Origin of the sequence: Pantoea sp. B623 (assembly GCF_024814475.1) — a bacterium.
GTDB lineage: Bacteria > Pseudomonadota > Gammaproteobacteria > Enterobacterales > Enterobacteriaceae > Pantoea > Pantoea ananatis.
This window is the reverse complement of record NZ_JANUXM010000004.1, coordinates 3,671,614-3,692,499: the sequence shown is the minus strand read 5'-3', so window position 1 is coordinate 3,692,499 and position 20,886 is coordinate 3,671,614. Positions and strand designations below refer to the sequence as shown.

The 20,886-nt window shown below is 49.9% G+C and carries 21 protein-coding genes; 12 read left to right on the top strand and 9 right to left on the bottom strand.

Annotated features, from left to right (window positions below):
* Positions 1-15 precede the first annotated feature (15 nt).
* The 5 genes from ppk1 (at position 16) to mgtE (ending at position 6,088) form a co-directional block, all read left to right on the top strand.
* Positions 16-2,076, top strand: a complete 2,061-nt coding sequence (gene ppk1, locus NXS97_RS19210) for a polyphosphate kinase 1 (protein WP_014605285.1) — start codon at positions 16-18, stop codon at positions 2,074-2,076.
* A 5-nt stretch (positions 2,077-2,081) separates the two neighbouring features.
* The gene (ppx, locus tag NXS97_RS19205) at positions 2,082-3,605 is read left to right on the top strand and encodes an exopolyphosphatase (protein WP_014594297.1); all 1,524 of its coding nucleotides are present in this window, start codon (positions 2,082-2,084) and stop codon (positions 3,603-3,605) included.
* A 2-nt stretch (positions 3,606-3,607) separates the two neighbouring features.
* Positions 3,608-4,246: a tellurite resistance methyltransferase TehB gene (gene tehB / locus NXS97_RS19200; protein ID WP_013026710.1), complete on the top strand. Its 639-nt coding sequence runs from the start codon at positions 3,608-3,610 to the stop codon at positions 4,244-4,246.
* A gap of 98 nt (positions 4,247-4,344) precedes the next feature.
* Positions 4,345-4,530 (top strand): YfgG family protein, encoded by a 186-nt coding sequence (locus NXS97_RS19195; RefSeq protein ID WP_013026711.1) that lies wholly within the window; start codon positions 4,345-4,347, stop codon positions 4,528-4,530.
* Positions 4,531-4,654: 124 nt separating this feature from the next.
* Positions 4,655-6,088, top strand: coding sequence for a magnesium transporter (mgtE, locus tag NXS97_RS19190; RefSeq protein WP_013026712.1), 1,434 nt, complete (start codon positions 4,655-4,657; stop codon positions 6,086-6,088).
* On the opposite strand, the gene NXS97_RS19185 is transcribed toward mgtE, so the two are convergent.
* Both NXS97_RS19185 and NXS97_RS19180 read right to left on the bottom strand, forming a co-directional pair.
* Positions 6,089-6,592, bottom strand: coding sequence for an AlpA family transcriptional regulator (locus NXS97_RS19185; RefSeq protein WP_015699753.1), 504 nt, complete (start codon positions 6,590-6,592; stop codon positions 6,089-6,091).
* On the bottom strand, positions 6,589-6,858 hold the full coding sequence (locus NXS97_RS19180; protein ID WP_015699752.1) for a hypothetical protein: 270 nt from the start codon (positions 6,856-6,858) through the stop codon (positions 6,589-6,591). Before NXS97_RS19180 ends, NXS97_RS19185 begins: the two co-directional genes overlap by 4 nt.
* A 189-nt stretch (positions 6,859-7,047) precedes the next feature.
* Here NXS97_RS19180 and NXS97_RS19175 point away from each other — a divergent pair, with 189 nt between their 5' ends.
* Positions 7,048-7,227, top strand: coding sequence for a DUF2158 domain-containing protein (locus NXS97_RS19175; RefSeq protein ID WP_013026715.1), 180 nt, complete (start codon positions 7,048-7,050; stop codon positions 7,225-7,227).
* Positions 7,228-7,344: 117 nt separating this feature from the next.
* Here NXS97_RS19175 and NXS97_RS19170 read toward each other — a convergent pair whose 3' ends face one another.
* Both NXS97_RS19170 and NXS97_RS19165 read right to left on the bottom strand, forming a co-directional pair.
* Entirely contained in the window at positions 7,345-8,118 is a 774-nt protein-coding gene (locus NXS97_RS19170; RefSeq protein ID WP_116219832.1) for a DUF3750 domain-containing protein, read from the bottom strand.
* 452 nt (positions 8,119-8,570) lie between these two features.
* Complete coding sequence (locus NXS97_RS19165) at positions 8,571-10,541, bottom strand: lipopolysaccharide assembly protein LapB (RefSeq protein ID WP_116219831.1); 1,971 nt, start codon at positions 10,539-10,541, stop codon at positions 8,571-8,573.
* Between the two features lie 358 nt (positions 10,542-10,899).
* Here NXS97_RS19165 and NXS97_RS19160 point away from each other — a divergent pair, with 358 nt between their 5' ends.
* Both NXS97_RS19160 and NXS97_RS19155 read left to right on the top strand, forming a co-directional pair.
* Positions 10,900-11,919, top strand: a complete 1,020-nt coding sequence (locus NXS97_RS19160; RefSeq protein WP_015699747.1) for an alpha/beta hydrolase — start codon at positions 10,900-10,902, stop codon at positions 11,917-11,919.
* Positions 11,920-12,414: 495 nt separating this feature from the next.
* Positions 12,415-13,293: a DMT family transporter gene (locus tag NXS97_RS19155; RefSeq protein ID WP_116219830.1), complete on the top strand. Its 879-nt coding sequence runs from the start codon at positions 12,415-12,417 to the stop codon at positions 13,291-13,293.
* 292 nt (positions 13,294-13,585) lie between these two features.
* Here NXS97_RS19155 and NXS97_RS19150 read toward each other — a convergent pair whose 3' ends face one another.
* Genes NXS97_RS19150 through NXS97_RS19135 form a run of 4 tightly spaced genes read right to left on the bottom strand, consistent with a single transcriptional unit; the run spans position 13,586 to position 15,350 of the window.
* Positions 13,586-14,149 (bottom strand): DUF2514 domain-containing protein, encoded by a 564-nt coding sequence (locus tag NXS97_RS19150; RefSeq protein ID WP_259232747.1) that lies wholly within the window; start codon positions 14,147-14,149, stop codon positions 13,586-13,588.
* The gene (locus NXS97_RS19145; RefSeq protein ID WP_259232745.1) at positions 14,146-14,661 is read right to left on the bottom strand and encodes a lysozyme; all 516 of its coding nucleotides are present in this window, start codon (positions 14,659-14,661) and stop codon (positions 14,146-14,148) included. The genes NXS97_RS19150 and NXS97_RS19145 overlap by 4 nt, the downstream gene beginning before the upstream one ends.
* Entirely contained in the window at positions 14,645-14,953 is a 309-nt protein-coding gene (locus NXS97_RS19140; protein ID WP_246871098.1) for a phage holin family protein, read from the bottom strand. The genes NXS97_RS19145 and NXS97_RS19140 overlap by 17 nt, the downstream gene beginning before the upstream one ends.
* Entirely contained in the window at positions 14,937-15,350 is a 414-nt protein-coding gene (locus NXS97_RS19135) for a putative holin (RefSeq protein ID WP_164482412.1), read from the bottom strand. Before NXS97_RS19135 ends, NXS97_RS19140 begins: the two co-directional genes overlap by 17 nt.
* Before the next feature lie 162 nt (positions 15,351-15,512).
* On the opposite strand from NXS97_RS19135, the gene NXS97_RS19130 reads away from it, so the two are divergent.
* From NXS97_RS19130 to NXS97_RS19120, 3 genes are read left to right on the top strand one after another with little or no spacing between them, the layout of a single operon-like run.
* Complete coding sequence (locus NXS97_RS19130; protein WP_259232743.1) at positions 15,513-15,875, top strand: GtrA family protein; 363 nt, start codon at positions 15,513-15,515, stop codon at positions 15,873-15,875.
* Positions 15,872-16,789, top strand: coding sequence for a glycosyltransferase family 2 protein (locus tag NXS97_RS19125; RefSeq protein WP_259232742.1), 918 nt, complete (start codon positions 15,872-15,874; stop codon positions 16,787-16,789). The genes NXS97_RS19130 and NXS97_RS19125 overlap by 4 nt, the downstream gene beginning before the upstream one ends.
* A 4-nt stretch (positions 16,790-16,793) precedes the next feature.
* The gene (locus NXS97_RS19120; protein WP_259232741.1) at positions 16,794-18,077 is read left to right on the top strand and encodes a DUF6056 family protein; all 1,284 of its coding nucleotides are present in this window, start codon (positions 16,794-16,796) and stop codon (positions 18,075-18,077) included.
* Between the two features lie 43 nt (positions 18,078-18,120).
* Here the strand turns inward: NXS97_RS19120 and NXS97_RS19115 are convergent, their stop codons facing one another.
* Positions 18,121-20,280 carry a glycosyl hydrolase family 28-related protein gene (locus NXS97_RS19115; protein WP_259232739.1) on the bottom strand — a complete coding sequence of 720 codons (2,160 nt, stop codon included), beginning with the start codon at positions 20,278-20,280 and terminating at the stop codon, positions 18,121-18,123.
* Positions 20,281-20,456: 176 nt separating this feature from the next.
* Between NXS97_RS19115 and NXS97_RS19110 the strand changes: the two genes are divergently transcribed.
* Complete coding sequence (locus NXS97_RS19110; RefSeq protein ID WP_259232738.1) at positions 20,457-20,717, top strand: hypothetical protein; 261 nt, start codon at positions 20,457-20,459, stop codon at positions 20,715-20,717.
* The last annotated feature ends 169 nt before the right edge of the window (positions 20,718-20,886 follow it).

Below are 20,886 nucleotides of genomic sequence, written 5' to 3'. Positions count from 1 at the left end.
TCATACGGAGTGAGAATGGGTCAGGTAAAGCTTTATATCGAAAAAGAAATGAGCTGGTTGTGCTTCAACGAACGTGTTTTGCAGGAAGCGGCAGATAAAGGTAATCCGCTGATTGAACGTATGCGTTTTTTAGGTATTTACTCGAACAACCTCGACGAATTTTACAAGGTACGTTTTGCCGATCTGAAACGCCGTATCCTGATTGGCGAAGAGCAAGGCTCCGCCAGCACGCCACGCCATTTGTTAAAAAAGATCCAACAGCGCGTCCTGAAGTCAGATCAGGAATTTGACGCCCTGTATAACGACCTGCTGCTGGAGATGGCGCGTAATCAAATATTCCTGATAAACGAACGCCAGCTGTCACCTAACCAGCAAAGCTGGCTGCGCCACTACTTTAAGCATGAGCTGCGTCAGCACATCACGCCGATTTTGATTACTCATGAAACCGATTTAACCGAGTTTCTGAAAGACGATTACACCTACCTGGCGGTTGAAATTATTCGCGGTCAGGATATTCAGTACGCCCTGCTGGAAATTCCATCGGATAAAGTGCCACGCTTCATCAATCTGCCAGCCGAACCTCCCCGTCGCCGTAAACCTATGATCCTGCTTGATAACATCCTGCGGTATTGTCTGGATGATATTTTTAAAGGTTTCTATGACTACGACACGCTCAACGCCTATTCGATGAAAATGACGCGTGATGCGGAGTACGACCTGGTGACAGAAATGGAATCCAGCCTGCTGGAACTGATGTCATCCAGCCTGAAACAGCGTCTGACCGCCGAACCGGTGCGTTTTGTTTATCAGCGCGACATGCCGGATTCGATGGTGGCGCTGCTGTGCGACAAGCTGTCGATTTCAAATTACGACTCCGTGTTGGCGGGGGGGCGCTACCACAACTTTAAAGATTTTATCGGCTTCCCTAACGTCGGGAAGAACAACCTGATTAACCGGCCGATGCCGCAAATCCGCCATATTGGCTTTGACGGTTTCCGCAACGGTTTCGATGCCATTCGTAATCGCGACGTGCTGCTTTACTATCCGTACCACACCTTCGAGCATGTTCTTGAACTGTTACGTCAGGCGTCATTCGACCCGAGCGTGCTGGCGATCAAAATCAATATTTACCGCGTCGCCAAGCATTCGCGCATTATGGATGCGATGATTCATGCCGCCTATAACGGGAAAAAAGTGACCGTTGTAGTCGAGCTGCAGGCCCGTTTCGACGAAGAAGCCAATATTTACTGGGCAAAACGCCTGACGGAAGCCGGTGTACACGTTATTTTCTCCGCGCCCGGGCTGAAGATTCACGCCAAGCTGTTTTTGATTTCCCGCCGGGAAGGCGAGGAGATCGTGCGCTACGCCCACATCGGTACGGGTAACTTCAATGAAAAAACGGCACGCCTTTACACGGACTATTCCCTGTTAACCGCCGATGCACGTATCACCAATGAAGTGCGCCGGGTCTTCAACTTTATTGAAAATCCCTATCGCCCGGTGACCTTTGACCATTTAATGGTTTCTCCGCAAAACTCGCGTCGCATGTTGTATGATTTGATCGATAACGAAATCGCCAACGCGCAGCAAAAACGCCCTAGTGGGATTACGCTGAAAATTAACAACCTGGTGGACAAAGGGCTGGTAGACAGGCTTTATACCGCATCCAGCGTTGGCGTAAATGTTAATTTACTGGTGCGCGGAATGTGCTCATTGATTCCAGACTTGCCCGGGATCAGTGAAAACATTCGTGTGATCAGTATTGTTGACCGCTTCCTGGAACACGACCGCGTATACATTTTTGAAAACGGTGGTGATAAGAAAGTGTTTCTCTCGTCCGCGGACTGGATGACGCGTAACATTGATTATCGCATCGAAGTGGCCGTGGCGATCCTTGATCCACAGATAAAGCAGCGCATCCTGGACATTATTGCTATTCAGCTTAGCGACACCGTTAAAGCACGTGTTGTGGATAAAGAGCTGACTAACCAGTACGTTCAGCGCGGTAATCGTCGTAAAGTACGGTCGCAGATGGCCATTTACGATTACATTAAGAAGCTGGAACAACCTGAATAACGCCTATGCCTATCTCCCAAAAAAGTACGCCGAAACCTCAAGAGTTTGCGGCAATTGACCTTGGCTCCAACAGTTTCCACATGGTAATTGCCCGCGTGGTGGATGGCGCTTTGCAGGTTCTGGGGCGTCTGAAGCAACGGGTACATCTGGCCGATGGGCTGGATGCCAAAAATTACCTGAGCGAAGAGGCGATGGAACGCGGGCTGAACTGCCTGGCGCTGTTTGCTGAACGTCTGCAGGGCTTTAACGCCAGCAACGTGACGATCGTGGGCACACATACGTTACGGCAGGCGGTGAATGCCGAAACCTTTTTGCAGCGCGCGGCTGACGTTATTCCTTACCCGATTGAGGTGATTTCCGGTCACGAAGAAGCGCGCCTGATTTTTATGGGCGTTGAACATACGCAGCCGGAAAAAGGCCGCAAGCTGGTCATCGACATCGGTGGCGGTTCAACGGAATTAGTGATCGGTGAAGATTTTGAGCCGCAGCTGGTAGAAAGCCGCCGCATGGGCTGCGTGAGTTTTGCCCAGCTTTATTTTCCCGGCGGTGAAATCAGCGTTGAGAACTTTCGTCGCGCCCGCCTGGCCGCCACGCAGAAGCTGGAAACGCTGGCCTGGCAGTACCGTCTGCACGGCTGGCAATATGCGCTGGGCGCGTCTGGCACCATCAAAGCCGCCTGTGAGGTGCTGCTGGCGATGGGTGAGAAAGAGAAGCTGATTACCCCTGAGCGCCTGACGAAACTGTATGACGAAGTCATTAAGCACAAGTCCTTTGCTGCGCTGAGCCTGCCGGGCCTGTCTGAGGAGCGTAAAAGCGTGTTCGTTCCGGGCCTGGCCATTCTCTGCGGCGTCTTTGACGCGCTGGCTATCCGTGAACTGACGCTGAGTGATGGCGCACTTCGTGAAGGTGTGCTGTACGAAATGGAAGGCCGTTTCCGCCATCGGGATATTCGCAGCCGTACGGCTCAGAGCCTGGCGAATCACTACGCCATCGACAGCGATCAGGCTCGACGCGTACTGGAGACGACGGAACAGCTCTATCTGCAGTGGCGCGATCAAAATCCCAAACTGGCGAATCCGCAGCTAGCTGCGCTACTGAAATGGGCTGCCATGTTGCATGAGGTGGGGCTGACCATCAATCACAGTGGTTTACAGCGCCATTCAGCCTATATCCTGCAGAACACCAACCTGCCAGGCTTCAATCAGGATCAGCAAATGCTGCTGGCGGCGCTGGTCAGATTTCACCGTAAAGCGGTGAAGGTAGATGAGCTGCCGCGCGTGACGCTGTTTAAGAAGAAGCAGTTTTTGCCCCTTATCTTTCTGCTTCGTCTGGGAACCTTGCTGAATAACCAGCGCCAGGCCACGACTCGCCCGGACGCGTTAAAACTCACCTGCGATGACGGCCACTGGACGCTCACTTTTCCGGCAGGCTATTTCAGTCAGAATAACCTGGTGCAACTCGACCTGGAGCGTGAGCAAACCTACTGGGATGAAGTAACCGGCTGGAAACTGATTCTCGCAGAAGCCTGATCGTGCGGGCACTGACTGCCCGCATCACCGAACCGATGACGATGACATTACGAACTGAACATTATTTTGCCGATACCTACGGCTTAACGCCCACCCATTCTGAAGTGGTTGACGCCTTGCCTAAGCTGACGCCCGGCAAAGCGCTTGACCTGGGATGCGGAAGCGGGCGCAACACGCTGTTTCTGAATCAACATGGATTCGAAGTGACTGCCTGGGACCATAATCCGGCAAGCCTGGCACGCCTGAATCAGATTATTACCGCCGAAGGGCTGACCGGCATTCATACGGCGCAGCAGGATTTAAACCAGGTGCGTTTCAACGGCGCGTACCAGCTGGCGATCTCTACGGTGGTGATGATGTTTTTACAGCCGGAAACTATCCCCCAGCTGATTGCCGATATGCAGGCCTGCACCGTGAAAAATGGCTTCAACCTGATTGTTGCCGCCATGAATACCGAGGATGCCCCCTGTCCGTCTGACTTCCCTTTTGCCTTTAAATCCGGCGAGTTAAGTCATTACTATCGCAACTGGCACATTGTGAAGTACAACGAAAACTGGGGTCAGTTACACCGCAAAGATGAAAATGGCAACCGGATAAACTGCCGGTTTGCGACGCTCCTGGCGCAGAAAGCCAGTTATTAACATTGTTGTATTTTTTTTAAACAGCGGTTGATTTCAGCGGGCGACTGTGACTAAATATTGCTGTCGCCCGTCTTGGGTTTTTACAGGAATTACACTGCGTGAACAGCGCCCTTTCTCCACGAAGACGTAAAAAAAGCGTCAGCATGACGCGGATTGTTTTACTCATCAGTTTTATCATTCTGTTTAGTCGCCTCGTCTTTATCCTGCCCGCGGCTTTCGAGCATCATCAGCAAAAACAAACCGACTCGCCTCCGGCGATCACCACGCTTTCTGACAGCCGTTAATCATAAGATGTCATAACCTGATTAATCGACGCGCGATCCCCTGCATCAGCGCCATTTTTTACATCCCTTTTTCGGTCAAAACGCTACACTTCGTGCAAGTGCTTTCAGACTATAGGGATGCAATGTGTCTGCCTCACACACTCAACGTTTAAGTGAAATTCGTCATCGTATTCTGACGCTGCTGCTCAATGAGCACGATCTGGTGGATGAATTGCTGGATAAAGCCAGCCATCTCACCGCTGAGCAGCAACGTGAAAATGCGATAAATCGTGAAATTCTGCAGCAAGACATCAGCCAGCTTCATGCCGCTGACCTTGCCGATATTCTTGAAGCCTTGCCTGAAGAAGCGCGTCTGGCACTCTGGAGCCTGGTACCGGGTGAGAAACGCGGTCATGTGCTGGTTGAAGCCTCTGAAACCGTCTGGGACAGCCTGACAGAAGAGATGAGCGATCGCGCCATCCTGCAGGCCATGGAACCCCTGGACATTGACGATCAGGCCTGGCTGGTACGTTACCTGCCACGCGACCTCACCGGACGCCTGCTGACCTCGCTTGAGCCTAACCTGCGCGCCCGCATCCTGAGCGTGATGCAGTTCGACCGGGATCGCGTGGGCCGGATTATGGACTTCAATATCCTCACGGTGCGCGAGGATGTGACCTTAGCCACAGTGCAGCGCTTTTTGCGGAAAGGCAAAAGCATGCCGGACGGTACAGACAAAATCTTTATCACCAATGAAAACAACCAACTGCTGGGCGAACTGCTGTTAACCGCTATTCTGCTGAACAAACCCAAGACCATGGTGAGCGACGTGATGAATTCGCATCCCACCACGTTTCAGCTTGATGATAAAGCCGAAGATGCAGCCAGTGCCTTTGAACGTTACAACCTGATCTCAGCGGCGGTAACTGACGCGCAGGGTAAACTCATCGGCCGCATCACCATTGAAGATGTGGTTGATCTCGTTAACAAAGAGAACGAAAGCAATATCCGAAAAATGGGTGGGATCAGTCAGGAAGAAGATGTTTTCGCGCCGGTGCGCAAATCCGTGCGCAACCGCTGGGCATGGCTGGCAATCAATTTGTGTACGGCATTTATTGCCTCGCGCGTCATTGGTCTGTTTGAAGGAACTATCTCGCAGATTGTCGCCCTAGCTACGCTCATGCCGATTATTGCCGGGATAGGTGGGAACACCGGTAATCAGACCATCACCATGATTGTTCGCGCCCTGGCCCTGCATCAGGTTGAGCCGGGGAACTTTTCGTTCCTGTTTATGCGTGAACTCGGCGTCGCTTTGATTAACGGCCTGTTCTGGGGCGCCATTATGGGCGGAGTGACCTGGCTCATGTACGATAACATGGCGCTGGGCGGCGTCATGATGCTGGCGATGGTGCTGAATCTCCTGCTGGCTGCGGTTATGGGTGTCATGGTGCCGCTGGTCATGACGAAAATGAAACGCGATCCCGCCGTGGGCTCAAGCGTCTTGATTACCGCCATCACCGATACTGGTGGTTTCTTTATTTTTCTGGGCCTGGCGACAATCTTTCTGATACCACACTGATCACGAATGTTGATAACCGTAGCGCTGCAGGGATCCCATCACGTTAAGCCGACGCGTCACCTGTGCCAGCTCGCAGGTGACCGCAGGCAGCTGGTAGTGATTACGCTGTGCCAGCCACTCCAGCACATCGGCTAAATGCCAGATGGCCGTTTTGCCATCGTGAACCGGTAGCGGAAACTGTTTGCTGTGCGTGACCATCAGTTTCCGCATGTTCTGACGGGATACGCCGATAAGATCGGCGACATCGGTTAAGCCGACAAAGTCAGGTGCGGCTTCAACCATGACTGCGCCCGGAATGGCAGACTGCACATCCTCTATCGCACTGCCGAGTGCGTGACTCGCCGAGTCGGCGTGGCGCGTAAACTCCAGTGCCAGCTTACCTGCCATACCGGCACCGACCAGCGCGTCGTCGCATCCTGCCTCCGCCAGTTTTTCCAGTAATGCGTCGATGGATTTGGCTGATTCAGGCAGTTCAAACCGCAGGGTGAAATGATAGTCCGTCATAATCCTTCCCTCTTTTTCCACTCACGGGTGGCGATACAGTTGTCTACCACGCGCCGCAGCGCTTTGGCATGGTTTTGCGCGCTTTTCGGGGTGCGCCAGATACAGGTCAGACAGTATTCACCACAGCGGCACGCCGACAGATTTGCCGGGCAGTACATTTTGCCCCATGCGTGATGGCCCTTAGCAACCACCAGCCAACCATGGAACTCTGCGTAACATAATGCGGCTTCAATCTCTTTGCTGGGATGTCGCTTTCTGTCCACCATGGTGCATATCATTCCTTGTTTTTAATGAATTGTCAACTGACAACTCATTTATGCTTAATGCGGTAGATGAGCAGCATGGGGGTTGTCGGGCAGCAGGTAAAACAGGTTGCGGCTAAAATGGAAAAGGTTACGCAAAAAAGTGTCAGTCTGGCGTGATGGACTAAAATCAATACTCACAACGGAGGAAATATGTTTAAAACTGATGACCTGGTACAATCGAAAACGGGCGGCCCCAAAATGGTGGTGCTACGTGCCGAAGGAGAAACGCTGTGGTGCGCTCGCGTGGACGATGCCACTCAAAAAGAAATCGAAGTTAACGCGGACAGCGTAAATCTCTACCATGAAGATGGCGATTTTGGCGTCTGTTAAAACGGATGATGTGACTCAGGCAGACCGTAACGGTTAAGACAACCCGAAGTGGGGTTACGCGGCAACCCAACACTCGGGTAACCTGTTTCGCCTGCCGCGTCATCCACCAAACGGCTGTCAGATTTTATTTTCCTGCAGATTATTTTTTCCTAAACCGCCAATAAAAGGCAGTCTTAGCCGAAACGGCGCAAAGCCTATCCCCGCGCTCAGTCCCAAAAGATTCACTTCAACCCCTTCTTCCGCCCCCAGCGTAATGCCCGCGACGCCAAGTATTGATACCTGAACCCCACGACCTGACGGCGGCAAGCCCACGGGGCGCCATAATGGCCGGTAGTCTTTTCCCAGGGCGTTGGCAGGCAGATCAAGCTTGAGATCCGGCACATTGCGACCAATGTGCGCCATAAAGGTATTACTGTTCGGCCCGGGCCAGGCGCGATAGGTGGTGGGCCAGGGGTAGGATTTTATGGCGGCTTCAATCTGCGGGATCAGCTTTTGCGCATCCCGGCCACGATGCTCGACCAACAGCCGCGGTTTTGCCCCGTACCAGTAGCCGTCAGGCAACGATGAATTACGTCTTACCTTATCGCCGCTCCCCCAGCTAATGACTTCGTAACGTGTATAGCGGCTTTCACCTGCACGTTTAAAGATAATCCACGGGTGCACCGCGATAGCGCCTTTCCAGCCGTATGTCGGTGCGGCATAGACCTGAACGATGGCCTGACTGGCGTTGGCCTGTGGATCGGGCGCGACACCAGCCGAATCCCTTCGGGCCGTTGCCCAGCCACCCTGGCCGGTAGCGTTGTTGCCATGAGTGGCTTGTGCCAGGCTGGCCGCAAGCGACAGCAAAATCACGGTGAGAAAACAGAGACTGAAGATTTTCAGAGGCAGCATCGCGGTTCCTGCAGGTAAAAGATAAGGGATGATTTTGCAATGAAATAGAAGGTTTGTATTCACTAACTATGCTGCGATGTCATCGCAATATTTGCTCAAGCTGGTGAGTGGCTGCAGACGCAACGCCCGCCATCACGCAACGTCAAGCGGCCGTGATGGCTGTCACCACCAGTATGCTAAGAGGCGGGCTATACGCAGAATCAGCCAGCCTGAAACCCGCCTCGACTCAGGCTCAGGAAGCAAGCAGGGATACTCGCCGCGCGCATTCAGCGCGCGACCGGTCTGGGCTGCCCTCTGCTTTGCGGTCAGTACAGAAGGCGTCAGAGCCAATCCCGAAGGCACGCGAAGCCTGCACTTCACCCATGCTCGAAGCAGATAACAGATCCCAGATGCATTTCATGCCTGGCTATTTCAACAACAGCATAGGTTATCTTGAACCCGCCGTCTGAAAACTAGCCTGTTATCGCCTTTTCCGCTACACGTTGCAACCACGCTTCATAGCGCTGCTGCGCCTCCGGCGCGACAGGTTGGCTGCGTGAGTTTATCTCACCTTCGATGCCAAATATTTTCCACATCAGCGGCGGGAGTCCTGCAATCACGCTGCTTTGACTGCTCTCCATTCTCAGCAATTCCAGGCTGGATGTTTGGTAGCCCGGCAGTGCCTCCGAGTGATAATCGAAAGCTTTGCCCAACCCGGAAAGATAAATGATTTTAGCGGCAGTCAGAGATGGCCAGTGACGGAGAATATTCAGCGGCCAGTCCAACATGGCGCGCTCATTCCAGACCTCCGAATACGGAACCTGTTGGTTAGCCAGCAACGTCAGCATTAACGATTGCCCCAGCCCGGTCAGATAGACAGGCAACGCGTCAGCCGGAGGACGTTGATAAAAGGCATCCAGTGGTTGTTCACGCTTCAGGCCGGCCTGCATCAGTAATTTTTGCTCCAACGCCTGCATCACGTTGCCTAAACCGGCATCCGTTACCTCTTCAGTTTCAGTCGACTGTTTACTGCGCGTGTTACAGTTCCACAGCGACAACGCAATCTGCCAACGACGCTGTTCGCCCTCGCCAGTGCAGCCAATTTCCCCCGTCACCACATACTTCATGTCAGGCGGCAGGATCTCATAAATATCCTCACCCACCATCGGTTGGCCAGTGAGAACAGGACCGTGGCCCTCCGCCATCAGAAAATAGGTGCACGCCGCATAATCACTCCAGTAATGTACGGCTTCAGCGAGATAGAGCGGAATCGCGCGCGACAGTCGGCCAAGCTCATCTTCGCGCTGTATGCCCTGGGCTGCGGTGCCATCCGGTATTTTTGATAACGCAAAGAAACCGATCTTCGCTGTCTCTTCAGGTTTTTGGTTAAACAGCCAGTCGGCTTTACATAAGCCGTAATGCCAAATGGGCTGCGTAACGGATAACGTTGTGATTTTCACATCATCAGGCGCCACCTGCTGAACGGGTTCCGTTTGGCGGCGTTTCTCTTCAAACTCTTGTCTGTAATAATCAAGATGCTGCTTGATCGGGGCAAAATTGAGTGCATACAGCTGGTTAAGAAGCGTGAGCCCCTGATCCGTCTGCCCCAACTCAAGATAAGCCTGCAATAAGTTTATACCGGCCATAGGATCGTGCTTTTGAACATCGTAATGGGGCGCAACCAGCGAAATCAGAAGCGGAATCTCGCCATTTTTCCCCAGGTCGCCAGAGATCATATACAGCGCCTCAGCATCGTACCGTCCACCCGACAGCACCTCTTCATAAAGTCCACGAGCCTTGTCGGTTTCGTTATGCTCCAGATAAAAACGGGCCATCCAGAGCTGTGCTCGCCAGCTTCCCGGCATCGCGGCAACACTGCGCAATCCCTCAATGTAAGCATCCTCGCCTCCGCGCTCGCGCTGAATGCTCACCCACCAGAGTAAACCGTTATCCAGGTTCGGATCGGTTTGAATAGCCTGCCAGAGCGTGTCATCTGCCCGTTTGTCCTCACCGCGCTCGGCAAAGACTTTCGCCAGATTGGTGAGTAAGGTTCCTGTCGCGCCTGATTTATCCATTCCCTCTCGCAGGGTTTGTTCTGCCGCATCCAGGTGGCCGGTTTCCATCAGTACAATGCCGTGGAGGGTATGACTTCGTTCAGGATTACGGTCAATGTCCACCAGGCGCTCCGCTGCCGCAACCAGATCGGAAGCAAAGGCGTCTTTCAACCCCATCAGAATCGCGGTGTACAAGGCGTCCGCATCATCCCACTTCTTTTCCAGATCCGGCAGAAAGACCTTCTCACGCCATTCATTGCGTGCAATGTGCATTTCCTGTCCATGAGCATCGTAAGCAACAATCATCTCCCGTTCTTGAGCGGGCTCGTCTGGTGCGGTATCGGCGGGTTGGTTTTTATTGCGCAGAGAAGAGAGAAGACGCTTAAACATGGTTAATTCAGTCCTTGAGTTTGAGTCATCAAAAAGCCTGATTGCCCGTCGCTATCATGCCGTGAAATGGACACACGCAGGCTGTTTTACACGCTGACAGCGTTGCGGTTCAGAGATGAGTGTAGCGCTCAAAAAAACAACTGGCACGAAATTGATTCACCCACGGGTAAATCGTAAAAAATGCCATCCAATACAGACGCCACGCCTCTTCCCGCGCCTTTTCGCCATCAGCATTGTTCTCGCGTCAGTCATGAAATTTAAATAGCGCACTATTTAGTAGTTTACAACTCAAGAAATACCTGCCATCTTAGCCAAACTAAATAGCGCACTACTTAATCGCAAACACAAGGAAATTAAAATGAACGTGAAACTCACCGCAGGTGCTTTATTGTTAGCCAGCCAGATCACATCAGCATGGGCCAGCCCTGTGGAGAATGCGCCTGAACCTACCGTTGGCGTCGCCGCCTTTCTTAAAGCACTGAACAGTGGCGGCGGTAAGCCCATTGAGACCTTAACGCCTAAAGAAGCACGCGCGGTACTCACCGGCGCGCAGCAAGGTGCCACACTGCCACCCGCACAGGTTTCTGAAAAAACCATCACAGCATTGGGCAAGCCGCTCAAACTGACGATTGTCAAACCCGAACACGCAACCGGCGTGCTCCCGGTATTCATGTTCTTCCACGGTGGCGGCTGGGTGCTGGGTGACTTCCCGACGCACGAACGTCTGGTGCGAGACCTTGTGAACGAATCCGGCGCTGCGGCGGTATTTGTGAATTACGAGCCCTCACCAGAAGCCCATTATCCGGTCGCGATTACCCAGGCTTATGAAGCGACAAAATGGGTAGCCGAACACGGTGCTGAAATTGGCGTTGACGGTAAGCGCCTGGCGTTGGTCGGTAACAGCGTGGGAGGCAACATGGTGGCCGCCGTCGCGCTGCAGGCCAAACAACATAAAACCCCGGCGATTCGTTACGATGTGATGCTGTGGCCCGTCACCGATGCCCATTTTGATGATGCGTCTTATCAGCAATTCGCCAACGGCTATTTCCTGACCCGAAACATGATGAAGTGGTTCTGGGATAACTACACCACGTCAGATAAAGATCGGAATAACATTCTGGCTTCTCCGCTGCGTGCCACTGAGGCGCAACTGGCCGGTTTACCGCCAACGCTGATTCAGACTGCCGAACTCGACGTGCTGCGCGATGAAGGTGAAGCCTTTGGACGTAAGCTGGATGCCGCCGGTGTACCGGTGACGGTGACCCGCTATAACGGCATGATTCACGACTTTGGTTTGCTGAATGCCTTGAGTAAAGAGCCGACGGTACGCACGGCGATTGGCCAGGCGTCAGCGGAATTGAAGGAACACCTTAAGTAAACATCGCCCGACAGCGGATTCATATTTTTTTGTTCGTGCAGACATGCGGTAAATAAAATCAGCCGGATAGCACCGGCTGATTTTTTCTGGCTTAAATGCTGACAGGCATCAGGGCGTGATCACCCTTCTCCACTCCGCGCAAGTATTTATGCCTTCACCCAAAAACGGCCTTCGACCAGTGAAAGGAAAAACCCGCCGTTAAGCAGGCTTGTAGCGAGGCAGTAATGTTATCAACGTCTGCTCATTGCTCATCCCGACCACCGCCAGCCACAGAACCCTGACCTTATCAAATTCCCGGTTGCTGGCAACTTGTACTGACCCCTTCTAACTCGCTACTTCGCGTCATCAACAGTTGAAATTTCGGATAGCCGCCGCAGGAACAGCGTTAAGGATTGCCAGGAGCTTTTTACTGAATTATCGTAAGCCGCTTTGGGTACCGCTGACATACAATTCTGAGCCAGGCATTCGGTATAAATGCCTGCCTAAGGGACAACTATGTCATATCGCATCCTTTGGTCAATCGCGCTTTTAGCCGTCACGGCGGTGTGGGGCTGGAGCTTCGTTGCGAAGCACGACACGCTGGGCTTCATGGCCGCATCCACCCTGAACGCGTGGATGTTTACCCTGGCGGCTTTCGCGCTTCTCCCCTTTTCGATCCGTTCTTTTCGCCACCTGAAGCCACGTGACTGGGTGAGTGCGGTATTGGCGGGCATCGTGCTCTTCGCTGCATTTTCCCTACAGACATCCGGCACAGCTTACACAACGCCCTCCAATGCCGGCTTCATCACAGGCTTGTGCACCGTTTTCACGCCGTTGTGTATCTATCTCATCGGCAGAGGACGCCCCAGTGCTAAACAGGCAGCAGGAACCGCCATTGCCGTGTTTGGGCTTGGCTTACTCAGCCTTGACGGGTTCAGGGTACACTATGGTGACTTACTTATTCTGGGTTGTGCGGTGTGCTTCGCCGTACACATCGTCATCGTGTCGACTTTCACAACGCCTGATATTTCCCTGGCATCAACATCGATACAACTCGGCATCGTTGGCGTGCTTTCTTTGTTATGGAGCGTCGCCCGTGACCAGTTTTCTTTACCTCACTCGCTGCCGACAGCATTAACAATCCTGTCACTGGCCCTGTTCGCAACAGCCCTGGCGTACGCCATTCAGAATCGTGCTCAGGCTGTGCTGGCCCCGGAAAAGGTCGCCCTGATACTGATTTGCGAACCTGTGTTTAGTGGGATTTTTGGTTATTTTCTCGCGGGCGATCGTTTGCCGCCGGAAAAACTTGCAGGAGCGGCGCTAATCCTGGTGGGGATTGTCGTCACCGAGCTTCGCGTCGTACGTCTCCTGCCTGCCGCCTGGCGTAGATCCTAAGTTCGCTTCAGCGCCGTGCGCTGTTCAACGTGAACTCATTTTGCAGGCGAAATTCAGTGATATCCCTCGCCGTTCCGGCGAAGCGACTATCGGCCAGACAATGCGGGAGCTAAAATGCAAAAAGCCCGCATAACGCGGGCTTCGTTTTACACTGCTTACTGTCGGTCTGAGCCGGACGCTAAATCATTCCCACTCAATCGTGTACTGATATCGTAACTAACTGATAATTAATAAGTAAGATGATTTCTATTTACTCGATACCGTCTGCCATACCGACACCGGAGTAAAGTGACTATTTATTGGCCTGTTTATCGGGTGGGTCGAGACGTGAATTGCGTACCGCATCGTAAGCCCTTTCACAGGTCATGGCAATACGTCCTCGCCTGTCAGCCTCTTCCGCCAGTTCTCCCGCTGTTGCGTCAATTTCCTGGTACAGGTTGGCAAGCAGATCGGAGGAGACTGGCCTAACCTTCCCGCTGCTGGCAGTTCCGGTATCGCCGCCACGTCGCCGCTGTAACTGGGTGATGGCTTCGACGATGCCGAGTTGCAGCCTGTCAGCAGAACGCTGAGCAGCAATACGATCGGCATTAGCTTTGCGATTCTCTTCATCGGCTTCTCTCTGTAATTTATCAATGGCAGCCTGGCGGGCCAGCTCAGTGCGTCGCTGCTCCTGAGTGAAAACCAGCCTTGATTCAGCATCTGCTTTGTCACGCTTATCCCATTTATCCTGCCAGGTTTGATTGGCATAAGCCCGCCCCGACGAATAACCGATCTGATGGACAAGCCATAAGCCCCCGGCTACAAGCAAGAAGGCCGCCAGCGGTTTCCAGTAGGCTTTTAGGAAGGCAGGTATCATGCGGCCGCCTTGCCGATTGCTATCGCATCGGAAGCAGTTTCCCCGCTGAATAGAGCAGCTTCAGCAGCCCGGCGACGGATCAGACCTTTCATTGGCTTGCCGGCTGCATTGCACCAGTATTTGAACTGGCGTGCCGCTCCATCGAAATCGCGTGCATTGGTGAGGCGCAGGAGGCTGGACGGATTACCATTTTTCAGAACCAGCAGCCCATCTTTTACGCCCTTCTTACCCGGTCCGACGTTGAAGCAAAAAGAGACCAGCGCATCGAACTGGTTCTGACTGACGGTAGTGGTAAGAGCATTAGAGACGAGTGATTCAAAATATACCAGGTCAGAGCGCAGTACTGATTCAGCCTGCGCCTGATTCCAGACGGTGCCTGGACGAACATCATTACCCGTGTGGCCATACCCGATTGTCCATGGTGCGCCGCCTGTCGCAGGATCTGGATAGGCTTTCGTTTCTAGCCCCTCAAAAGCCTTTACCAAAGCAATGCCGTTATCGGAAGTTTTCACGTTTTTTTCCCCGGTTAGCGATAGTGAAAAGCTGCATGACGTTGCCGCGAGTTTTCAGCAGCGCGCCACACAGCAGGACTTTGATGAGGAGGTCGGCCCAGTCAGTGCTGACGTGGTAGCCGTAGGCGACACGGATGGGAACAGAAGCGCAGATTACGATAATGGCGTAAGCAAGCCAGCCACCAGCTGGCTTATGCGTTGAACGCTCACGGCGGAACGTCATCAGCCTGAGCGCAATCACGCCGCACAGGATTGCATTTATTGCCTGGAGCACTTCATAACTTGTCATCATCAGAGCCTCTCTTTAAGGCTGCCTGAGGATCACCCGACCGCTTATAGAGATGCATCAAAAGTCTTACAGCCACGACTGACATAATCAGCGCGGCACCTGCATAAGCTGACTTAATCTCTATCGAATCTGGCGAAACGGACGCCCATTTAGAAATGATTGCGATAATGAGAGAAGCAGCTGGGCGGGAAACAATTACGCCTGCGATGAAGCTGACAAGGGCAAGAATGAGCCGTTTCTTGATCGGGTACTCCTGTGCAGCGGTGACGAATATAACCGAGCCAGAAAACGCGCCAAGCACAACTTCAGGCGGGACACCATTAAAAAAAGCCAGCCACGCCGATCCACTCAACCCAATAGTCACCGAGGTTGTGCCGGTCACGGACAAAGGATCAGTCATGGAAACCACCTGCATAGTGCATAGCACACCTCCACTGTAGTTAATGGCGATACTATACACAATAATGCATATGTGGGTTATTGGTAATTTTAGGTGTAATCTTAGGTTTGTTACCTAATTGGTAAGTGGTAATATGAGGAAAATCCTTAATGACTCCGACACATGTTAAACTTATTTACACGCTATTTTTCGGTAGGAATTCTTAACACGGCCATTCACTGGATGGTATTCCTCGTTGCTTATAATTTTTTCTACACCAGCCAGGCATTGGCTAACTTTATTGCATTCTGTGTTGCCGTCACCTTCTCGTTTTTCGTAAACGCTAAGTGGACGTTCGACTCAGAAGCAACAACCATCAGGTACATGATGTATGTGTTTATCATGGGAGCAATGGCTTCAACCATTGGCTGGATGGGAGACACCATGAATTTAAAACCTGTCATAACTATAATTTTATTTTCAGGTGTAAGTCTGGTCTGCGGTTTTCTGTTTTCAAAATTATTTATATTTAAGGAGCAGAAGTGAAAATTTCTTTAGTGGTTCCTGTTTTTAATGAAGAAGATGCAATAGGGCATTTTCATAGCGCGGTGAGATACAAAGATTTTTTGAAGCAATATGAAATTGAAATTGTCTTTGTAGACGATGGTAGCACTGACTTCACGCCGCAACTAATGAAGGATATGAAAGAAAGAGACCCGCTGGTCCGGAATGTATTCTTTACCAGAAACTTCGGCAAAGAAGCAGCGCTTTTTGCAGGCATAGAATGCGCCACTGGCGATGCGGTTATCCCCATTGATGTCGATTTGCAGGACCCGCTCGAGGTTATACCTTTGCTGATTGAGCGCTGGCAATCAGGTGCAGATATGGTGCTGGCTAAGCGCACTGACAGAAACACTGACGGCTACATGAAGCGTAAGACTGCAGAGTGGTTCTATCGTCTGCACAACAAAATCAGCTCGCCAAAAATTGAGGAAAACGTGGGCGATTTCAGATTAATCTCTCGCGATGTTGTTGAGAGTATTAAACTTCTTCCTGAGCGTAACCTGTTCATGAAAGGGATACTATCATGGGTTGGCGGTAAAATTGAAATCGTTGAATATACACGTGGTAAACGTATAGCCGGAACCACAAAGTTCAATGGCTGGAAACTGTGGAATCTGGCATTAGAGGGAATAACATCGTTCTCAACGTTCCCGCTGCGTATATGGTCCTACATTGGCTTCTTCGTTGCCGGGCTATCTTTCTTTTACGGCTTATGGATGATTGCAGACAAGCTAATCTGGGGAAACCCAGTCGCAGGATATCCTTCAATATTGGTATCAATTCTTTTTCTTGGTGGGGTTCAACTGATTGGCATTGGTGTTCTGGGAGAGTATATAGGCAGAATTTACATTGAGACAAAACAGCGCCCAAAATACACTTTAAAAAAAGATGATTGAAAAAATGAGAGATAGTAAGTCAAAAGATTTTGTTTTATTCGCCTGGATTTCATTTGCGCTATTTATAGCGATTGTGATTATGTCACCTATGGCTGGGGAAGATTATGGGCTGACAAGATTGTTTCATGATGAATCCTTTTTTCAAAGGATAAGCTACGCAATAGGTAAATCTTATAATCAAATAAATGGTTGGAATGCCCGACTTGGAGAGCAATTAGCTATTATCGAATTAAGCTTTCCGCGCTGGATGTCAATTGTCATTTACTCTCTTTCTTTTCCTGTATTTTCTATAGTGGTTGCTATGGCGTGCAGTAAAAATGATGGGAGCATCTGGAAGCTTGCATCTATTTATTGCGCAGGGTTTATGTTTATAATATGGCCCGGAATGGAGGTTTTTTTCTGGAAAACGGCAAATTCTGGCTACCTTCAACCAATGATACTAACCTTGCTAGTAGTAATCCCATATTCTGGAAGATCTAACATCGAGATTTTGAGTAAAAGGAAGTTAATATTTTCCCTATACTTATCAATATGTATACTTGCAGGCCTTAGCTTCGAGAATGTTCCATTTTCTCTGTTTGTTTCACTTCTTATTCTTTGTGTATGGGAAGGAAGAAGAAAAATAATAAATTACCTTCCTGTTTTTTTTGTTTTTATAGGTTGGCTGTCATTGATGGCAGCACCTTCCACTTCGGCCAGAAGAGCCTATTATTCAAGTGTTATACCAGTGAATAAAGACTTATTAGTCCACTACTCAAATAGATTTGCAGACGTTGTTTTTGTTTTCTTTTCAACATCATCAGTTATTTTTATTCTTTCTATTATATCTGTTATATATCTTGCAAAGCTTAAACTTTTCGGAAAGTACCATGCGTGCCTTATTTTATCGTCTGTATTAGTCGTCGGCTCCATGATGGCATCACCATACACTGAGGCAAGAGGGTTTCTTTTTTCATGGTGCGTTATGTACTCATTTATATGCCATGCTTCCTCAAAGGCATTTGAAAAGTTTGAACTTCAAAAGGCATCAGTTGCATTGTTATTTTTGTCTACATGCTTTGGAATTTATACCTTGTGCATTTACTCAACCTACGGAGAAAAGTTAAAGATGAGAGAGAGTGAAATTATAAAATCAATAGGAACAGACAAGTGTAAAAAAGGATATGAAATCGGGATAATTAACGATAACCATGGATATAGATACTTAAATAACAGGGATGAATGGTACTTTTATAATATGATTGGAAAAACCGATTATTACGGTTGTTATATTACGAACATCAAATAAAGATCTGCAGGGTGTTGAAACACCCTGCATTTTTTTTCGAATGTCAGGAAATTATTTCTACCTGCAACCAAGTAAGGTTCGCCTGAAGGGTTCTGGTCTGCCCATCATCGTGCCTTACATTCATCGTTATCACATCTCCAGGAGTTACCAAAATTACTGCACTGGTAATGTTCATGTACGTCCCTTTTCCTACCACAGAGGTAACTGACTGCTGCCCCACTCCTCGGGCTGATGATCCGTTGTTTAAAAAAAATAGTTCTCTGGTGGATGCGGTTGTTGCTGAGTCAAATAGTACGGCACCACTTAGCCTAACTCTAGATACACCAGATGGAATAGTGATACTACCACCCGATCCAGACCACAAATTTTCAGGGTCATAATCTCGGGCACCATAGTTAACAACAGAGCTTAATCCAGAAGAAACATTCTGCGTAGCGGTAGCATAAAACAACCCTCCCCTGACGCCTATATTATTTAGCCCACCCGACAGTTCGTTTATTGTAATGTTATTAACAAATGTACCGCCACTCTTACGCCTGATAACGCCATAGATATCGTTGTTTGTGCAACCAGGGCGTAACTGAACTGCATAACGTGCTGAGTTATTGGCAGCGGCTACAAACCTTAGATCACGGACTTTGCTGTATGTGACATTTTGAAAGAAATCTACGCCATCATTATAGTAACTGGCATTAAACCCCCATGCCTCGCAATTAACAATAGAAACCTCTGTGGCATTTCCATGCGCAAAAGATATGCCATTTTGCGTTGCACTTTGGTGGTGGTAGGTGAGTATGTCAGTCTCATGGATACAGATAACTCCAGAGGTGTAAACACCATACTCATAGAAGCTAAGATGGCTATTATGGATAGATAGGAATGGCCTGCCAGCAGCAGAAGAACCTGGATTGTCTGGCCAGTTTGGCGACCAAAGACCGGTGACCCAATACAGTGCATGCCTGACGTTTAAAAGGATGCAGTTGCTGATATAAATTCCCTCGGCCGTATCTTCTACTTTTATACCCTGATAGAAGCTACCGAAGTAGCAATTACTGAATCTATACTCAACCGGGCTGAATCTTCCCGTGATATTTACCCCGATCGCACAACGAGTATTATACGCCTGAGTTACAGTGGTGCTACCACCAGCCCCCTTAAACTCGCAGTTGATAAAATTGATGTTATCTCCTTGGTGCATATGCACACAGGAGTTAAAACCATTTTCGTATTCGTCAAGGCCTCGGATGGAAACATTAAAGAAGGAGCCGCGCTGAACAAGCCCATGCTCAAAGTCCTCAGGCCATTCAAAATAAAATGCTGTTGCTTTAGCAAGGGTGTTTGTCATAACACGAATTTCAGACACCTGAACAAAACGAATGCTGTCAGGAAATTTTGCGGAGAAGAGCGTCCCCGTTCCTGTGTAAATGATGGTGGTATCTGCTCGGGATGCGCCCTTAATAACGCAATCTTTAGTCACCGTAAGGATTATATCCTTCGATACTAAATAGTTGCCTGGTGGAAAATACAGACAGCCGTTATTCGCCGCAAGCTGGATGGCATCGCTGTCGTCTGTAAGGCCATCGCCTTTTGCGCCAAAGTCTTTAACGCTCTTGATATCCCTGAGCTTATCCTGGAAGGTTCGGTAAATAGCGCCGATACCATACTGAATAAACCAGCCAAAACCACCTGTAACACCGGCAACAGCTTTCTCAACGTAGTTACGCAAAGTTCTGTTGTTAACCGCATCAAGATCATTTGCCGGGTCGCCGAGGTTGGAAATTTGGTTCCCTTCAGCATCATAATATTTTGCTATGAAAGACGGCTTTTTCAATGCCCGTGTAAAAAAAGAGCTTACTTTCTGTACTAACATCGTTAAGTAATCAAACGCGTCCTCATGCGTTTCAGCAAAAAAACGGCCCTGATTTCTGAGGTCTGTTTCCTGTACAGCAGGCAGGTCGCGATCAAGTGAAATGCTAAATCCCTTCTGAAGGGGTGACCTCAGAATCACACTGCCGCCACTTACGTTTCCGACACCTGTAATGTCGTAATCTACACTCTGCCTTAGTACGATGAGGTTGCCTGATAAATCAGAGACGGTGACAATGATATGGCTGTCTTTCAAAACTCTAAATCGGTAAGGGAATGTGGTGGCCGTACCATTTCCCTCGTATTGCTCATGATTAACTATGGTTGATACGGTCATTTGTGGCATGCTCCTGGCGTTGAATTATCAGGTAAGCATACCCCAATTAATGCGTATGTGAGTATTTAGTAATAGTCGAATACGGCTTAATTATTAATTTTTTTGGTCTGGATGACATGCAAAAACTTGCGCTATCTACTGTGTAAATATACAGTATTATCAGGAGGGCGAAAAATATGAAAAACAACACTGAATATCATTACCCTGGAAACGATTCTTATACGGAAAAACTCTATAGCGATGAAGGGATTAAGCGGCTTTCACAGGATTCGAAAATTGTTCGCTTGCTCGCGGAACTCGAGAGCAAAGGCAACAATGTTGCAGGTGCAAGGGATGAGGTTAATGCCCTTTTTAACTATGTATCATCCACGAAAAAGATTAAGGCAGACATGGTAACCCACCTTGAATACCTTCTTGATTGCGCTCGTAAGAGTTAGCACTATTACCACAATCAGTGAATCAGCCCTCCGCGCTGTAAAAATGGTAATAAAAAAACCCGCCAAGGCGGGCTGTGTTCTCATCTGGTAAGCCAGAGAGCCAGGAAGGCAACCATGGCAAATATCACGCCAGCGCCAAAGCCCCCAACGATTCTTTTCTCTGTCAGTT

What these genes read in the sequence shown, in the direction of transcription:
- ppk1 (WP_014605285.1), top strand. Translation starts at nt 16, where the DNA reads ATGGGTCAGGTAAAGCTTTATATCGAAAAAGAAATGAGCTGGTTGTGC.
- ppx (WP_014594297.1), top strand. Translation starts at nt 2,082, where the DNA reads ATGCCTATCTCCCAAAAAAGTACGCCGAAACCTCAAGAGTTTGCGGCA.
- NXS97_RS19185 (WP_015699753.1), bottom strand. Translation starts at nt 6,592, where the DNA reads ATGACGGACTATCATTTCACCCTGCGGTTTGAACTGCCTGAATCAGCC.
- NXS97_RS19180 (WP_015699752.1), bottom strand. Translation starts at nt 6,858, where the DNA reads ATGGTGGACAGAAAGCGACATCCCAGCAAAGAGATTGAAGCCGCATTA.
- NXS97_RS19175 (WP_013026715.1), top strand. Translation starts at nt 7,048, where the DNA reads ATGTTTAAAACTGATGACCTGGTACAATCGAAAACGGGCGGCCCCAAA.
- NXS97_RS19170 (WP_116219832.1), bottom strand. Translation starts at nt 8,118, where the DNA reads ATGCTGCCTCTGAAAATCTTCAGTCTCTGTTTTCTCACCGTGATTTTG.
- NXS97_RS19165 (WP_116219831.1), bottom strand. Translation starts at nt 10,541, where the DNA reads ATGTTTAAGCGTCTTCTCTCTTCTCTGCGCAATAAAAACCAACCCGCC.
- NXS97_RS19160 (WP_015699747.1), top strand. Translation starts at nt 10,900, where the DNA reads ATGAACGTGAAACTCACCGCAGGTGCTTTATTGTTAGCCAGCCAGATC.
- NXS97_RS19155 (WP_116219830.1), top strand. Translation starts at nt 12,415, where the DNA reads ATGTCATATCGCATCCTTTGGTCAATCGCGCTTTTAGCCGTCACGGCG.
- NXS97_RS19150 (WP_259232747.1), bottom strand. Translation starts at nt 14,149, where the DNA reads ATGATACCTGCCTTCCTAAAAGCCTACTGGAAACCGCTGGCGGCCTTC.
- NXS97_RS19140 (WP_246871098.1), bottom strand. Translation starts at nt 14,953, where the DNA reads ATGATGACAAGTTATGAAGTGCTCCAGGCAATAAATGCAATCCTGTGC.
- NXS97_RS19135 (WP_164482412.1), bottom strand. Translation starts at nt 15,350, where the DNA reads ATGACTGATCCTTTGTCCGTGACCGGCACAACCTCGGTGACTATTGGG.
- NXS97_RS19130 (WP_259232743.1), top strand. Translation starts at nt 15,513, where the DNA reads ATGTTAAACTTATTTACACGCTATTTTTCGGTAGGAATTCTTAACACG.
- NXS97_RS19120 (WP_259232741.1), top strand. Translation starts at nt 16,794, where the DNA reads ATGAGAGATAGTAAGTCAAAAGATTTTGTTTTATTCGCCTGGATTTCA.
- NXS97_RS19115 (WP_259232739.1), bottom strand. Translation starts at nt 20,280, where the DNA reads ATGACCGTATCAACCATAGTTAATCATGAGCAATACGAGGGAAATGGT.
- NXS97_RS19110 (WP_259232738.1), top strand. Translation starts at nt 20,457, where the DNA reads ATGAAAAACAACACTGAATATCATTACCCTGGAAACGATTCTTATACG.